Below are 15,785 nucleotides of genomic sequence, written 5' to 3'. Positions count from 1 at the left end.
CTCCGTGGGTACGCCAACTATGAATTATGTGCGGAATTGCTGCAATGGATGTGAACAAAATTCTGTATCGTCGGGCCATGGATGCAGATAGTTCATTTCAGCCGGTCGATGAGGGGGCTCGATCGAATGATGTTCGGTCCGTCGCCCTGGACCGAATCGACCACATTCTGCTCGACGAACTGCGTCGAGACGCACGCACACCGAACAATGCGCTGGCGGCCGCAGCAGGGATCGCGCCGTCCACTGCCCTCACCCGAGTTCGGGCGCTCGTCGAACGCGGCGTCATCCGCGGCTTCCACGCCGACATCGACCCCGAGGCCCTCGGGCAGGGCATTCAGGCCATGATCTCGGTTCGGCTGCAAGCGGATGCTCGACGGCGGATCAGCGAATTCGGTTCGAAGATCGCGTCCCGCAAGGAGACGCTGAACATCTACTTCATTGCCGGGGCCGACGACTTCCTGGTGCATGTGGCGACGGTCGACACGGCCACCCTGCGCGATTTCGTCGTCGAGAATCTCAGTGCCGACCCTGCCGTCGCAGCGACCGAGACCATCTTGATCTTCGAGCACATCAGGCCGCGAAACACGAACGCGGACAAATAGAACCGATCAGGGTGCCGGCGGCACGATCGGGGGGAAGCCCGGCAACGTGAAGTCCGGGAAGCCCGGAATCAGCGGCGGCGGCTGCTGCGTCGTGATGGGCGGAACGGACTCGACCGGTGCCGGTGGCGGCTCGACCGTCGTGGTCTCGGTGGTCGTGACCGGCTGTTCCCACGTGGTTTCCGGCTGCTCGGTCGTCGGCTCCACAGTGGTGGTCGGTTCCGGCGCAGGCGGTGGCGGCAACAGAACGGGAGCGGGCGTCGTCGTCGGCACCGTCGTGACCACCGGAGTATCGGTTTGGTCGCGACTGACCGAGGTGTCCACTACCTGCGGAGAGTTCTGGTGGGTGAACATGAAGCCGGACACGGCGACCACCGCTGCCGCGCAGAACGCGAGCACTCCGCCGGTCCGCAGCCTGCGCCGTGCGCGAGTGCGATCGTCTTCACCGTCGTCGTCGTCGTAATCGGCGTCGAGCCAGTAGATGTTCTTCAGCTGGAACGGAACGGGCTTACCGTCCTCGACGGTGTCGGCGGCAGCATCGGTTGCGGATGCCTGCGACACCGGCTGTACTGCAGGCGCTTCCACGGCGAGAGCAGAGACTTCACCCACGCCGTTCTCGGAAAACTCGTGCACCGCAGTCGATTCCGACGAAGGCTGAGCATCCGCGGTGGACGACTCAGGAATATCGGCGGGCGCGTCGGCGAACTTCGATGATTCGAAACCGGTTGCTGCAGAAGCAGATTCGGTAATCGAAGCGGCGGCGATCCACGGACGTGCGGGCACGGGACGAGTTGACCTCGGCGTCGCCACCGGCGGTGCGGCATGCTGCGACTCCGAACGCGCCGGCATCAGCGGCTCGGGCGCAGGTGGCACCACAGGCACAGGCGGTGCCACCGGAGCCGGCGGGACAACAGCAGCGCTGTCCGTGTGTCGACGTCTCGGCACGCTTGCCTGCGCGTCGTGCGCAGTACGGTCCGGAGCGGTTCTGGTGCGCGAATTCGGCCGCGCGGCCAGTGCTGCTCCGCGTGCGGCCACCGTCTCGGGCTCGGTCGGGACGATGGAGGGCAGTTCGAGCAGTGGGCCCACGCGCTGCTGGACGATGGGCATGCGGGCACCACCACCGATCAACACGACCGCGTCGATCGGCACGTTGGCACCGATCATGACCTCGCGGGCGAACTCGATCGCCTCGTCGAGCAGGTCTGTGATCAGCAGTTCGAAATTCTCCCGAGACAGCAGGATCATCCCGCTCGCGTCGGGCAGGCACACGGCGTCCTGGGTGGACAGGCGTTCCTTGGCGATGCGGCAGCGCTTCTCGAACAGCGCAATGTCGGGGTCGGTCGCCGGCTTGCCGAGGCGCTGGAGCTGATTGTTGCGCACGTAGGCGTCGACCAGATCACCGCTGTAGGAGCCGGAGCGCTGAGATGCCGTCACCGTGCGCGCCGTCAGGTCGACGACGCTGACCGTCAATCCCGAACTACCGAGGTCGAACAGGGCGACAGAGCCGGCACCTCGCGCCTCACCGGTGACGGCGAGGTATTCGATGACGGCCTCGACCTCGGGGACCAGGTGGTAGTTGTTCAGGTGAGCACCGGCGAAGGCGGCGCGCAGTGCATCGGCCTGACGCGGATCCCGGTAGGCGATGCCGGTGGACAGTTCGGGTTCGACCTCGGCAGCGGCACCGATCGATTCGGCGGCCAGGTGCGGGAGGTCCCCGGTGGCACTGTCGATCAGTTCGTTGCGAAAGAACAGTGGCCTCTCGACGTCGGTGACCAGGGCGGACGAGGTGTCGCCGGAGGCTCCGAACTGGTCGGCTCTGGGCTGCGCCGTGCGCACGGCTCGGGTCCCCATGGACACCCCAAGCAGCACAGTCACGATCGTCGGCCTCACTTCGTTCGGCGGTTTCGGTGAACGCCCCATCGGGAGTCCACCCGCACACGGTACCGTCTCGCGGCGAGCTGCACTAAAGGGTGCCTACGGGCCTGCTTGTTCGGCTTCGGTGTCGGTGAAGCTGAAACCGATGTCGGACGCCTCGCCGGGAGGCTGGTACATCTCACCGGTGTACGAATATTGCTCGACGTAGAGCTGCTCGTACGTCAGAGTGGTCGGTCCCGCCGCAGCCGGTTGGTCCGGTGGAGGCGTGTCGGTGACCGGGGGTGCGATCTCGGCGAGAGTCGCCTCGAAACCGGGGTCGGTATTGATCACGGATCTGGGCGCATTGTCGAAATCGGCGAAGAGCGCGAACATCAGCGCGACAACCACGACTCCGACCGACACCGCCACGGCACCGATCTTGAGTACCGCCTGCCGAGTCCACTGCCGGTCCGAAAAAGTCGACAGGTACGACATAGGAATCGCAGCGACCCCGCGGCGACCGACACCACGGGCTTTGTGTGGCGATGGGTCTTCCCGAGCGAGTTCCGGTTCCGCTTCGGGTTGCGTCGTCGACTCGACCTCGGACGGCGACTCCGATTCCACTACCTCCGCTACAGGCGACGGTTCCACTACCGGATCGGGGACCTGTTTCGACCCGATTTCAGCCCTGATCAGCGCGCCCTCGGCAACCGGCGACACCGAGTCGTGGACGGTGAGCGGCACCGGCCAGGTGGCGCGAACCCGCCGCTGGACGAGGGGGCTGTTGGCCACTCCTCCCAGCAACACGATCGCGTCGGGGGTCTGGGGACCGACCCACTCGATCATGTCGTCGATCAGTGGGGTGGCGACCGCCTCGAACTCGTCGCGTTCGAGGATCATCGGGCCGTTGTTGGGTGCGCGCACACCGGCCGACGTGGTCAGTAGCTCCCGAAGCTCTCGGAAGAACGTGCGATAGGACGCGACACCCTCGGGCCCTTCCGGTTCCGGCAGGATCCCCTTGGTCATCACCAGGCCCTGCACCACGTCGTCGAGGCGTTCGCCGCCGAACGACTCCGTTCGGTCGTGCCATTCGACGGTTTCTTCGGCGGTGTTCAGAACCAAGGCCGACGTCCCGCGCCTGCCGAGGTCGAGCACCAGCACATTCGTCGCGTCGGCGAGGGTGTCGAGCGAACGCACGAACGCGAGCAGCGCGTAGTGCTCGTCGACCGTCTCGACGGATGCAGCCAGGCCTGCCGACGTCGGGAAATCCGAGTAGCGCAGGGTGCGAGCCTCGCGCCCGGTGATGACGACGGAGTCGAAGGGGCCGCGCGCTCCGATTCGGTCGGACAGGTCGTGCATCGCGCGGTCCGGATCGGTGAGCTCGAGATCGACGGACTCGACGACGCGGCGGTCACCATCGGTGTAGGCGATGCGCAGGGCGTCCGACTCCACGGCCACGCCGCAGACTGGTCCCATCGAGTGTTGTCCTTCGATTGCTTGCCGTATGAACAGACGATCGGAACCTATCGTACGCACGCTCGGTGTGGCCGAAACGAGCAAACGGGCCGAAAACCGACATGCGGGACGTAGGTCACGAAACTTGCACTCGGTATGCGGTATCGGCTTCAAACAATCTGAGATATTGTTTACCCGGGTCTGGGGAGACTGCGGGTCGAAATATTTTCCGTCGGCCCGTACGACTTGCGAGGCCGCCCGGTCTCGCACCCAAGCGATCGGTGGAGGTCCGTCACGATGGAAACACTCAGTACGCAGTTCGACGCACGCATTCGGGACGTGCTGGACAAGCTCGGCAAGATGCCGGTCGCCGCGTCGGACATCGACTCTGCTTCCGACCTCTACGACAGTGGGTTGACCTCGCACGCGAGTGTCAACGTCATGATCGGCCTCGAGGACGAATTCGACATCGAATTCCCGGACTCGATGCTGCAGAAGTCCACGTTCGCGAGCATCGACGCGATCGCAGCTGCTGTCGCACAACTCGCAGGCTGACGACCATGACGGTCTCGTCCGACAGTCGCCCCGCGCAACTGCCCCTCACCGACGTCCTCAAGACCCTCCGCACGTTCGCGGCCGAGGTCGACCGCGAGGGCAGGTTTCCCGCCGAGTCCGTCGACGCTCTGCGCTCGGCAAATCTGTTCGCCGCCGCGATACCGACGGCGCTCGGCGGCGGTGGCCTGTCCCTCACCGAGCTCGCCCGGGTCGCACGCGATCTCGGTGCCGAATGTGCATCGACGGCGATGATTTTCGTCATGCACCAGTCTCAGATCCTGAGCATCGTCAGGCACGGCGGCACTCCCACATCCGACGCGTTGCTGCGCCGCATCGCAGCCGACCAACCGCTCGTCGCGTCGGCGACGACGGAGATCAACATCGGCGGCGACGTGCGTTCGAGCAGCTGCGCGGTCGAGTACGACGGAGACCGCATCCACCTGGCCAAGACCGCACCGGTGATCTCGTACGGCGAATACGCCGAGATCGTTCTCGCGACGGCGCGGCGCACGGTGGACAGCCCGCCGAGCGATCAGGTTCTGGTGGTGTGCCAGAAGCCCGACGTCACTCTCGAACGCACCAGCAACTGGGACACTCTCGGGTTTCGTGGCACCTGCAGCCCGGGCTTCCAGCTCGACGCCGTTGCCGACCGCTCGAGCATTCTGCGCGACAACTACGGCGAGATCTCCTCGCAGACAATGCTTCCGGTGGCCCATGTGCTGTGGGCCTCGGCCTGGCTCGGTATCGCCGACGCAGCCGTGTCCAAGTCCCGCAAGTTCGTCCGCAAGGCAGCGAGCAAGAGCCCCGGCGTCACTCCTCCCTCCGCCCTGCGGCTGGCCGAGTTGTTCGTGGCCCACGAACAACTCGTCGACACCGTGTTCGGCGCAGCGGCGAAGTTCGAGGCCATCGCAGATTCCCCCGAGGAGCTCGGTTCCATCGGTTTCGCCGTCAAGATCAACAACGTCAAGGTGACGGCGTCGACTCTCGTCATCGACATCGTCGGCAAGGCGATGCAGATCTGCGGCATCTCCGGGTATCGAGAAGACGGCGACTTCAGCATCGGACGGCACCTCCGCGACGCGCACGGCTCGGCGATCATGGTCAGCAACGAACGTATCCTCGCGCACAACTCTCAACTCGCGCTTCTCTACAAAGGCAAATGATGACCCAGACACAGGACAAGACCTCCGAACTGGATTCGGCGCGAAGCGAATTCAGGCAAGAGCTCGTCGACGCCGGCTTGCTGATCCCGTCGTCGGTGCTCGGTCTGTACGGCCGGTCCGGCGAGTTCGAGGACATCATCGAATCGATCGACCGTCGGGTCGTGGCCGCGAGCGCGTCGGAACACGGAACGGCTGTGCCCAGGTTCCGATTCCCACCGGTCTTCCCGCGGGAAGCATTCGAGAAGACCGACTACATCGCGTCGTTCCCCAATCTCACCGGTGCCATCAACACGTTCGACGGCGACAACAAGGCCCATGCCGCGCTGCTCGCCGATCGGTCCGAGGGCAAGGACTGGGATCACCACCTCGAGTCGGCCGGGACGATGCTGGTGTCCGCGGCATGTCACCCGTCGTACTCGATGTTGCCGTCCGTACTCCCGTCCGGCGGGACGACGTACGACATCTACGGGTACTGCTTTCGGCACGAGCCTGCCGTCGACCCTGCTCGCATGCAGGCCTTCCGCATGCACGAGATCGTGCGGGTCGGCACTCCGGACGACGCCGTCGCCCACCGCGAGAGGTGGGTGCAGCGCGGCCTGGAGGTACTGGCCGATCTGGGTCTCGAGGCAGAAGCGGTGATCGCCAACGATCCGTTCTTCGGTCGGGCAGGTCGCATGCTCGCGGCCAATCAACGCAACGAGAACCTCAAGACCGAGTTGGTCGTGCGGCTGTACGGAGACCTGGACGACGGCACGGCCGTGGTCTCGTGCAACTGCCATCGCGATCACTTCGGCCACACCTTCGACATCAGCACCGCCGACGGCGAACCTGCACACAGTGCGTGCGTCGGCTTCGGCATGGAGCGTATTGCGCTGGCGCTGTTGCGGACCCACGGTATCGACCGCGACAAGTGGCCGAGGTCGCTTCGTTCGTGACGTCGGTAGCCGACGTCGATATCCCTACCAGCGATCGGAGCGCGCTGTGAACACCACGAATACGGCGACATCCGAGTCCGCCGACAACCGTACCGACGAGCTCGAACAGCTGCTGATCACCGAGGCAGGCGTACCGGGCAGACAGTCCACCTGGTTCGGGTCGGCAACATCGCCACTCCTCGGTGCCGTGCACGTTCCCGAGGGATCGGTTGCCCGCGGTGCCGTCGTACTGGCACCGCCGCTCGGCAAGGAGCAGGTCGACTCGTACCGCGGTCTGGTCCTCCTGGCCCAGCGCCTCTGCGCTCGGGGCCTGCTCGTACTGCGCTTCGACTACCCGGGAACGGGCGACTCGTCCGGTGCACAGGACGACGACGGCATCGTCGAGCAGTGGCAACGCAGCGTCGTCACGGCGGTCGATTTCGTTCGGCAGTGCGGTGTTCGCGATGTTGCGGTCGTGGGTCTGCGAGCCGGCTCGCTGCTCGCCGCATCCGTGGCGGATCGGTGCGGCCCTCTGACGGGAATGGTGTTCTGGGATCCGGTCGTCAGTGGCCGCTCGTATCTTCGGGAACAGCGCGCCCTGTATTCGATGACCGTCGCGCGAGACGACGAGTCGGACCCGCGAGTGTCCATCGTCGGCGCAGTCCTGCATGCCGGAGTGGCCGCCGAATTCTCGACCCTGGATTCCTCGAAGCTGGAACGGCTCGACTGCCCGGTACTGGTTGCCACCCGCAGCGAACGCGCCGACGCCACGCCCGTCCGCAGACTCGTGTCCGCGCAGCAGGCGGACGAGCACACACTCCGCGATCACGACGCATTCCTCGAGCCACCTGCCTGGGACGTGGTCATTCCGCGTCCGGACATCGACGTGATCGCGCGCTGGGTACAGGCCACGTTCGCGTCGACGACCACGCCGGTCACCGTTCCGATCCGACGTTCCGCCGTGGTCTCGACTCCCCGGGGCGACGTCGTCGAAACCATCGAGCGGCTCGGTGACGACGAGCTGTTCTCCATCCGCACCACCGCGGTGGCCACGACGGCCGGCGGTCCTGCTGTGGTCATGTACGGCACCGCGTACGAGCACCGGGTCGGACCGGTACGGCTGTGGGTCGAGTTGGCCCGCACCCTCGCGACGGCGGGCATCACCTCGGTCCGTTTCGACCGTCGCGGTACGGGAGAGAGTGGAGACGTCGGTGCCGACGACGCACCCACGCTCTACAGCGAACTCGGCGACGACGACGCACTGTGCGCCGTTCGATCCGTGGGAACAGCGCCCGACAAGATCGTCTCGGCAGGTCTGTGCTCGGGTGCGTGGTATGCCGGTTACGCCGCCCACCGGGAGGGCCTGAACACCGCAATCCTGATCAATATGCGCGAATGGACAACGCGGCGTGTCGATTTCACCAAGAGATCCACGATCGCCCAGAAGCAGGGATTGACCGCGATCGCACTCGACCGCGCACACACGGCCGCCGTTCGCTTCAAGAACTGGTCGCAACCCCGGATGCCGTACCGACTGTGGCTCGCGCTCGGCCGTCGTGGCTGGATCCAGGTTCCCGAAATCTCGTTGGGAGAACTGCAGCGCAAGGGAGTCGACGCGTCCGTGCTGCTCGTCCCGGACGACAAGCAGTGGTTCCTCGACAACCGCGGCCCCGAGAGCCTGCATCGGTTGCGCCGCCGGGCCGAGCCCGAGCACCCACCCGTGGTGAAGGCGTTCACGGACGGAGATCACACCCTCTTCGGACGCGATGTTCGCGACACGGTCAGGGCCGAGATGCTGCAGACGATCGGTGCTGCGCTCGGAGTCCACATCGAACCGCAGGACCCACCTGTGAAGGTGAACTGGACGCCGTTGTGAAACATCGCGCTCGCCGGGTACCCCCGCCCGATCACGGCCGACTCGACAAGATCACCTACTACCCTGTCGAGCAGGTCCGATGGGACATGGGCTTCAACAGCCGCACCGTGCCTTTTCACGCGGTGCCGCCCGAGTTCGCGGTCGCGGCATCGCAACCCGCCGGACAGCTGTCTGCGGCCGATTCGATCCCCGACTGGGACCCGATGTTCACCGCGGCCGAGGCGTCGGGCACGGCGGTTGCAGGCTCCAAGCCCGCCGGCCGCAATCTCGCACTGAACTCGTTCGCGATGATGTTCTCCACCATTGCCACCGGCGCGCTCGGTCTGGCCTTCTGGGCCGTGGCGGGCCGGCTGTTCCCCGTCGAAGAAGTCGGCAGTGCATCGGCGGTGATCGCGTCGGCGGTGATGATCGCGACGCTGTCCAACCTGAGTCTCGGCTCGATGTACGAGCGGTTCCTGCCGACCGCGGGCGTGAAGGCCAAGTCCTATGTGCTTCGCGGCTACGCTGCCGTGCTGTCGCTGGCGCTGGTCCTGGGATGCGCGTTCTTGGTCGTGGCACCGGTGGACGAGTTGTTCACCACCACGACCGAGATCGCGACGTTCCCGATTTTCGTCGGCGTACTGGCCGTGTTCGCGCTGCAGGATCAGACGTCGTCCGGGCTGGGCTTCGCGCGGTGGGCGGCGGCCAAGAACGTCTTCCACGCGGTCGTGAAGTTGGCGGTCCTGGCCGTCACGTACGAGACCGGCCGTAGTTTCACCATCATCGCGGCGTGGGCGGTACCGGCGGCCATCGCGGCGATAGTGCTGTTTCGCGCGTTCGGGAAGAAGCTCGGCACCGATCCGCGTTACCAGCTCACACCGAACCTGCCGCCCCGTAAAGAGCTGTGGTCGTACTTCGGGTCGGCGTACGGCATCACTGCCCTGGGAACCTTGGCACCCCTGATGATCCCGATCATCGTGGTGAGCACGCTCGGTGCCGAGCAGAATGCCTACTTCTCGCTCACCTGGTCCATCGTGAGCGCCATCTACGTGTTGATCGGGGTACTGGTCGGCCCCTTCGTGGCGGAGGCGGCTGCACATCCCGAACAGTTCTCCAAGCTCGCCAAACGCTTCATCGGCCTGCTGTGCATCGTCGCCGTGGGCGGATCGTTCTTTCTGGCGGTCGTCGCACCGTTCGGACTCGGTATCGTCGGCCCCGACTACCGCGAGAACGGGACCATCATCGTCCATCTCGCTGCCGTCACCATCCCGCTGTCCGTCATCGGGGCCCTGTACGACGGTCTGGCCAGGGTCCGTCGTCGTATGCGGCTTGCGGTGCTCGTCCAGATCGCGGCCACCATCATCATCGTCACCGGGTCGCTGACGTTGTCACCGAGCTTGGGCATCGCGGGCATCGGCTGGTCTTATCTGGCGGCCGAAGCCTTCGGTGCCGTGGTTCTGTTGGTGCCCCTCATCAGGTGGATCGGGGACCTGTCCGGCGGCGCTGGTGCCGAGCATGCCGCGCCGGCTCTCGATCCGCGCGACGAATCCACGTCGCAGGCGACGGGTCGTGAGCACAGCGTACGAGCGTAACCGACATCACTCTCGTTAGCTGGCACCGCAAACATTCTTCGAGTACGTTTATACGCAGCTTGACAATCTCATGGCTTCTTTTAAGCTTCTAGTCAGGAAAAGACAGTGGGTTCGACGGGTAGATCAATCCCGCCGAAACCTACGTGCGAACTCGGCGGGGGTCGTGTCGCATCGGTCAGATACAGCTGCAGTAGCTCGATCAGCTAGTGCCCACCGAACTCGAACATCTGGAATGGATATGTTGAATCGTCAGAATCCCCGCGTCAGTGTCGTCATCCCGACTCTCAACGAGGCCGCGAACCTTCGCCATGTCCTCCCCTTGCTGTCCCACGAATTCGAGCTCGTACTGGTCGACGGCGGATCCACCGACGGAACCATCGAAGCCGCACGCGAGATTCGCAGCGACATCCGCGTCATTCAACAGACCCGCAAGGGTAAGGGCAACGCGCTCGCTTGCGGCTTCGAAGCTGCCACCGGCGACATCATCGTCATGTTCGACGCGGACGGCTCTGCCGACGCGGCCGAGATCCCCCGGTTCGTCGATGCCCTGATCGCCGGTGCCGACTTCGCCAAGGGCAGCCGGTTCTGCGAGGGCGGCGGCAGCCACGACATCACGCCGCTGCGCCGCGCCGGCAACGGTGGTCTGCACCTGGTGGCCAACACGCTCTTCGGCACCCGTTTCTCGGATCTGTGCTACGGCTACAACGCCTTCTGGCGAGATCTGGTGCCGGTCCTGGATCTGCCCGTGGTCGATCAGCCGGGCAGCGAGGGAATGATGCTGTGGGGTGACGGATTCGAGATCGAGACCATCATCAACTGCCGCTTCGCCGAGGCGTCCGTACGGATCGAAGAAGTGCCGAGTGTCGAGCTGGCGCGCATCTACGGCCAGAGCAACCTACGCACCTTCTCCGACGGCTTCCGGGTGCTGCGCACCTTGATGACCGAGCGCATGCGCGCCCGCAGAATCTCCCGCAAGCACATCGCTCGTCCGTCGCGTGAGTCGATCGATGCCCGCACCGACATGGACCTCGAGTTCGAGGTCATGGAGTCGTTCGGCGAGGTCATCGAGCTCCGCGAGAGAACGGCGTGAGTCTGCCGACTTCCTCGGTCGTCATTTGCGCGTACACGTTGGCTCGATGGTCCGAACTGTGCACTGCCGTGCGTGCAGTTCTCGATCAGAGCGTCGCTGCCGACGAGCTGATTCTCGTCGTCGACCACAATCAGCAGCTGGCCGAGCGCGCTCGAGCGGAATTCCTGCCGCTGAGCGAGACCGTGAACGTGGTCGAGAACAGCCACCCACGAGGACTGTCGGGGGCACGGAACACCTCCCTCGACCTCGCCACGGGTGACATCGTCGTCTTCTTGGACGACGACGCGTCCCCACGCACGACCGAATGGCTCGACGCCATTCTGTCCCATTACTCGGATGATGCCGTGTACGCCGTTGGGGGCTCTGCATACCCGGTATGGCCGGACAAGCGTCCGGCCTTCTTACCGGCCGAGGTAGTGGGTGAACCCGGCGAACTCGATTGGGTCGTCGGGTGCACCTACCGCGGGCAGCCGACGGAAACCGCTCAGGTCCGTAATCTCATGGGCGCGAACATGTCTTTTCGCCGCGCGCCAGTCGTCGAACTCGGCGGCTTCGTCTCCGGAATCGGCCGGATCGGACGCGTTCCGCTCGGGTGCGAGGAGACGGAACTGTGTATTCGCCTGCGCCAGACGCATCCCGACGCGCAGATCGTGTTCGATCCCTCGATCGTCGTCGATCACACCGTCAGTGCCGATCGGACGCGACCCCGCTACCTGATCACCCGCAGCTACGCCGAGGGTGTGTCCAAGGCAGCGATCGCGCGCCTGATCGGTGCGGGCGACGCACTCTCGTCCGAGCGTGCGTACACCGCCAAGGTTCTGCCGCGTGCTGTCGGCCGTGAGACGAGCGCGGCTGCTCGCGGCAACCCCGCGCGGGCGTGGGGCGCAATGGCTGTGGTGGCCAGCGTCGGGGCCGCGGGAGTCGGTTATGTCCGAGGCAAATTCAGCGTGAGCCGCTAGCGGCACGTGCACGGAACTTCGTAGCCCACTACGAACTTCCACTCACGACCCTCGGTGCCACCGACGCCCGTTCCACGGAATTCAGGGCCCGAACGTGTCCCCTGGGTTTACCGGTGCCTCGGTTGACGAGTGCGATGGTGCGCGGTTCGTTCGGCGCGAGATGGAACCACGAATCGGACGCGTCGAAGCCGTCGACATCGACGCAGACGTACTGCGCTGCCCACTCCGAAGACACTGTGAGCTCCCACGTCCCGGCTCCGGTAATGACGACACTCGCGCTCAGGCCCACGGTGTTCTGCCGACTCTGCGCCCCGACGAGCGCGGTGTTCCGGGCTATCTCGACTCCGTCGTCACCCGCGAACACCACTGTGATCGCCGAGTACGTCCGACTCCCGAAACGGTAGGCGTGATTGGCATCGGTGAACGACCCCACGATGGAGTCCACCGTCAATTCGGTCGAGCCGTTCGAGTCGACCGATACCGCCCGCTCGAACTGCTGCACGCCCCGCGCGGTGTGCAGTGCCACGCGCAGTGTGCCCGATCGGGCCGGGCCGTCGTTGACGAGCTCCACCGAATAACCGTCGAGACCGTTGTCGCACAACAGCACTGCGGTCGGCGAGCTGGCCCTCGCGAGCGCGTAGAACGGTGCCTTCGGTGCACCGGTGGCGTCGGTGATACCCCACCCGGCACCGGGCACGGTGTCTCGTAACGTCAACACGAGCGCGCCCGCACATCCGGAAGACGCCCGACGCCACCGACCGAACGCTTCCTCGAAAGCCTCGACGAGCACCGCCCTGCCGTAGTCCAGGTAGAGCTCGGCGTCGTCCCGCCGAATCAGGTGCGGGTCGACACCGAAGACAGTGCGTACGTAGTGATCGCGGACGTCCTCGAAATCCCACGACGAACCGCGATCGCGGGGGACCGCGGATTTCCACTCGGGGTGGTGCCCTGCCACCGCAGCAGATCCGAAGAACCTGTCGACCTGCGCACGTTCGGGAGGAACGGAGAAGGCCAGGCATTCCGCAGCGAATCGCACACCCGCGGTACGAATATCGGACAGTGGCCGCAGGTAACCACCCACCCCGAAGTAATGGGCGATACCGTCGCCCACGTGGGTGTGCAATTCGCCGGACGAGCTGGACGGAGACGACGTCACGTATGCGACGTCCGGCAGACGATCGGCGAGGAAATCAGGAACGATGGTGTCCAGCATATCCATTCGCTGATCCTCGGCCGCGAGACCCAGCATCGTCGGTTGCTGCTGCGTTTCGCTTCCGCCGCTGACGACCATCAGCGCCGGATTGGCGCAGACGATGTCCGCGAACGCGTGCAGCTCTCCGGTGACCGCCGCCGTGTACACCTCGTCGGTGGGCGGGTCGACGGTTCCCAACATGACGTCCTGCCACACCATGATGCCGAGTTCCGCACACAGAGACCAGAATTCGGCCTGCTCGTACACCAGCGTGCCGACCACGCGCACCATGTTCACGCCCGCCGACTGCAGCTGCACCAACGCTGCACGCAGGTCCTGCTCCGACGACCACAGTCGCACCGGATCGAGTGGAGTCCACGTACCACCGCGACAGAAGATCGGGCTACCGTTGACCACCAACTGCGCGCCGCCGCCGGAGCGATCGAGTACGACGGCGCGAAAACCGATGTCGCCCAACGGGTATTCCACCCCGTTCACGTCCAACGCCACGCGGTAGGTCCTGGGCCGTCCGTGCGTGTGCGGCCACCACAGCTCGACGTCCGGCAGCGTCAGAGTCGTATCGATACGATCGACCGTTCCGATCTCGAACACGCTGCCCCCGATCAGGATTCGCGTCGCCGACGCGGAATCCAGCTCGGCGTGGACCGTGACGATACCGTCGGTGCCGCGGACCGTCGTCGACAGACCGACGCCACGAGGGCTCGACATCGGCGTCATCGACACCGGCCGCCACGGACCCACCGGAACAGGCACAGGCCCGTACACCGGTGCCCGGCCCAGCATCGTCGTACGCTCGTGCCGCAGACCCTGCGCAGCGATCATCGAGGATCGCCACCGACCACGTGGCCGTCGGGTCTTCAGATGTGCGGCAAGGGATTCGATATGAACTGCAATGGTGACGGTCGGCCCGCAACCGGTCAGATCGACAGTCTCGGGCACGAACATGGACGTGACCGTTCGCCGATGTACACCGTCCACCCAGATCTGGGCCCGAGTCGCGATTCCGCCGAAGGTCAGCCGCACCTCGGGGTATTCGCCGGTCGGGACGGTGGTCGCGTACCACCAATCGTGTTCGTCCGGAGCACAATCGGTGTCACCGAGCGCGCTCGCCACCGTGCCGGGCACGACGGCGTCGAGCCACTCGAGGTCGGCAGGCAGATCAGCGGGGTCGAGGATGGATCCGGCGTCGGTTCGGGCCAGCCGCCACGGCACGCCGTCGAGCAGATCGATCACGCGCTCAATGCACCCACGACGATATCCATCGCTGCCGCCCAGTTCTTGCTCATGTCGTTCAGCGGTTCGTCGAGCACCACGGCGCGGCCACGCGCTGCTCGCGCCATCCGGAACTGCACGGCCTTCGCGCCGGACGCTGCGTCGAGGAAATGCTGCGCCGCGTCGCCGGCTCCACGTATCCCGCGGCTCTCGAGGTACTGCACGTAGTTGGCGGCAAGCTCTGCGGTGGCACCGAATTGTCGGAGCAATCCGAACGACCACAGATGAAAGGCGTCGGGCCCGGACGTCTGGACGAGCGGGATGTCGGCCACGATGCGCCGAGCGAGGGCATCGACGGGATTGCCCGGTGCCCTTCTGGACAGATGTGCCCGGGCGACGTCGAGGTCGCGGTCACCGACCCCCGCGTCGAGCACTGCCGCGTCGACTCGAACCTGTTCGACGTACGGCAGCAACACCTCGGCGTGAGGCTCGGGCGCGAGATTGAACACCCCGTCGAAGTCCGCCCCGGTCAGCTCGAAGTAACCACGGTTGTGGAAGTAGCCCATCACCTTGTCGTCTCGGTTGACGAGATTCGGCACGATGGTGGTCTTGGTGTGCTGATTCCGGTAGCTGGTGCCTGCGGTGTCGGGAAGCCAGAAGCCGTCGACCTCCACCGTGACGTGGGTGCCGTCGAGCAGCCCTTCGACGACGTGCTCGAGAACGGGTCGCCATACGTTCATCTCGGCCACGCCGATGCCGTAGAGCGCGCGCAGATCCTCGGGCAGAATTTTCACGAAGTCCCACTGCCGTCCGTCACAGCCGGCGCTGAGCACGAATGCGAGCGCCGGGGTGGGATCGGCACCGAGCGAGTGCAGTACCTCGATCCACAGATCGACGTAGCAGTTGGTCTCGGTCCAGATGCGGTCGTGGTTGTGGATGGGATGAGGCCGGTAGCTGATGGGGTCGAGTTCGAGAACCCGGAGGCCGGTACCGAGCCTCTCCAGCACTGCATCGTTCGACATGACGCGCCTCTCCTACCGGAACAATGTCGGACGGTCCCCGAGCCGCATTTGTCCATATTGCCTGCATCCAGGCCACTCATCGTAGCGAATCGGTTTGTTCTACGCTTCCGATCCGGCGGTAGGATTGTTTTCGACGCAACTGCTACTTACTGATCCACCGTTTGAGCGTCTGTACAACAGGAACCCGAAAACGCGGGCAATCACACAACGAACAGTTGGTTCCGCGGCGGTAATGCTGATGCGCAGCTTGTTCGTGTCGACACTTGCATATCCGCTCTGAGCTGGGCACATGCCGAGTGTAG

Annotated in this window: 12 protein-coding genes; 8 read left to right on the top strand and 4 right to left on the bottom strand. The window is 65.1% G+C overall.

Translation table 11 applies throughout. From position 1 onward, the window contains the following. The first annotated feature begins 77 nt into the window (after positions 1-77). Complete coding sequence (locus RFA01S_RS08180; protein WP_027495632.1) at positions 78-602, top strand: Lrp/AsnC family transcriptional regulator; 525 nt, start codon at positions 78-80, stop codon at positions 600-602. A 6-nt stretch (positions 603-608) separates the two neighbouring features. Here RFA01S_RS08180 and RFA01S_RS08175 read toward each other — a convergent pair whose 3' ends face one another. Both RFA01S_RS08175 and RFA01S_RS08170 read right to left on the bottom strand, forming a co-directional pair. Continuing rightward, on the bottom strand, positions 609-2,474 hold the full coding sequence (locus RFA01S_RS08175) for an Hsp70 family protein (protein WP_032406277.1): 1,866 nt from the start codon (positions 2,472-2,474) through the stop codon (positions 609-611). Between the two features lie 99 nt (positions 2,475-2,573). Then, entirely contained in the window at positions 2,574-3,929 is a 1,356-nt protein-coding gene (locus RFA01S_RS08170; RefSeq protein ID WP_139278418.1) for an acetate and sugar kinases/Hsc70/actin family protein, read from the bottom strand. Positions 3,930-4,205: 276 nt separating this feature from the next. Here RFA01S_RS08170 and RFA01S_RS08165 point away from each other — a divergent pair, with 276 nt between their 5' ends. The 7 genes from RFA01S_RS08165 (at position 4,206) to RFA01S_RS08135 (ending at position 12,036) form a co-directional block, all read left to right on the top strand. After that, on the top strand, positions 4,206-4,463 hold the full coding sequence (locus RFA01S_RS08165) for an acyl carrier protein (protein WP_027495629.1): 258 nt from the start codon (positions 4,206-4,208) through the stop codon (positions 4,461-4,463). Between the two features lie 5 nt (positions 4,464-4,468). Next, entirely contained in the window at positions 4,469-5,626 is a 1,158-nt protein-coding gene (locus tag RFA01S_RS08160; protein WP_027495628.1) for an acyl-CoA dehydrogenase family protein, read from the top strand. Continuing rightward, positions 5,623-6,561 (top strand): amino acid--[acyl-carrier-protein] ligase, encoded by a 939-nt coding sequence (locus RFA01S_RS08155; RefSeq protein WP_032389787.1) that lies wholly within the window; start codon positions 5,623-5,625, stop codon positions 6,559-6,561. The genes RFA01S_RS08160 and RFA01S_RS08155 overlap by 4 nt, the downstream gene beginning before the upstream one ends. A 46-nt stretch (positions 6,562-6,607) precedes the next feature. After that, a complete protein-coding gene (locus tag RFA01S_RS08150; RefSeq protein ID WP_052060434.1) occupies positions 6,608-8,416 on the top strand; it encodes an alpha/beta hydrolase family protein in 1,809 nt (602 codons plus the stop codon). Further along, on the top strand, positions 8,413-9,987 hold the full coding sequence (locus RFA01S_RS08145) for a lipopolysaccharide biosynthesis protein (protein WP_052060433.1): 1,575 nt from the start codon (positions 8,413-8,415) through the stop codon (positions 9,985-9,987). The genes RFA01S_RS08150 and RFA01S_RS08145 overlap by 4 nt, the downstream gene beginning before the upstream one ends. Before the next feature lie 238 nt (positions 9,988-10,225). Next, on the top strand, positions 10,226-11,077 hold the full coding sequence (locus RFA01S_RS08140; RefSeq protein WP_032372043.1) for a glycosyltransferase family 2 protein: 852 nt from the start codon (positions 10,226-10,228) through the stop codon (positions 11,075-11,077). After that, the gene (locus RFA01S_RS08135) at positions 11,074-12,036 is read left to right on the top strand and encodes a glycosyltransferase family 2 protein (RefSeq protein WP_032386498.1); all 963 of its coding nucleotides are present in this window, start codon (positions 11,074-11,076) and stop codon (positions 12,034-12,036) included. Before RFA01S_RS08140 ends, RFA01S_RS08135 begins: the two co-directional genes overlap by 4 nt. A gap of 28 nt (positions 12,037-12,064) precedes the next feature. Here RFA01S_RS08135 and RFA01S_RS08130 read toward each other — a convergent pair whose 3' ends face one another. Together RFA01S_RS08130 and RFA01S_RS08125 are read right to left on the bottom strand one after the other, a co-directional pair. After that, the gene (locus RFA01S_RS08130) at positions 12,065-14,482 is read right to left on the bottom strand and encodes a glycosyl hydrolase 2 galactose-binding domain-containing protein (RefSeq protein ID WP_052060432.1); all 2,418 of its coding nucleotides are present in this window, start codon (positions 14,480-14,482) and stop codon (positions 12,065-12,067) included. Further along, the gene (locus tag RFA01S_RS08125; protein ID WP_052060431.1) at positions 14,479-15,483 is read right to left on the bottom strand and encodes a DUF1839 family protein; all 1,005 of its coding nucleotides are present in this window, start codon (positions 15,481-15,483) and stop codon (positions 14,479-14,481) included. The genes RFA01S_RS08130 and RFA01S_RS08125 overlap by 4 nt, the downstream gene beginning before the upstream one ends. Positions 15,484-15,785: the final 302 nt, after the last annotated feature.

This window comes from Rhodococcoides fascians NBRC 12155 = LMG 3623 (assembly GCF_001894785.1).
Classification (GTDB): Bacteria; Actinomycetota; Actinomycetes; order Mycobacteriales; family Mycobacteriaceae; genus Rhodococcoides; species Rhodococcoides fascians.
This window is presented reverse-complemented; position numbering and strand designations above follow the sequence as displayed.

Bases quoted from the DNA above. Each gene is read 5' to 3' on its own strand.
- RFA01S_RS08180 (WP_027495632.1), top strand. From the start codon at position 78: ATGGATGCAGATAGTTCATTTCAGCCGGTCGATGAGGGGGCTCGATCG.
- RFA01S_RS08170 (WP_139278418.1), bottom strand. From the start codon at position 3,929: ATGGGACCAGTCTGCGGCGTGGCCGTGGAGTCGGACGCCCTGCGCATC.
- RFA01S_RS08165 (WP_027495629.1), top strand. From the start codon at position 4,206: ATGGAAACACTCAGTACGCAGTTCGACGCACGCATTCGGGACGTGCTG.
- RFA01S_RS08160 (WP_027495628.1), top strand. From the start codon at position 4,469: ATGACGGTCTCGTCCGACAGTCGCCCCGCGCAACTGCCCCTCACCGAC.
- RFA01S_RS08155 (WP_032389787.1), top strand. From the start codon at position 5,623: ATGATGACCCAGACACAGGACAAGACCTCCGAACTGGATTCGGCGCGA.
- RFA01S_RS08140 (WP_032372043.1), top strand. From the start codon at position 10,226: ATGTTGAATCGTCAGAATCCCCGCGTCAGTGTCGTCATCCCGACTCTC.
- RFA01S_RS08125 (WP_052060431.1), bottom strand. From the start codon at position 15,483: ATGTCGAACGATGCAGTGCTGGAGAGGCTCGGTACCGGCCTCCGGGTT.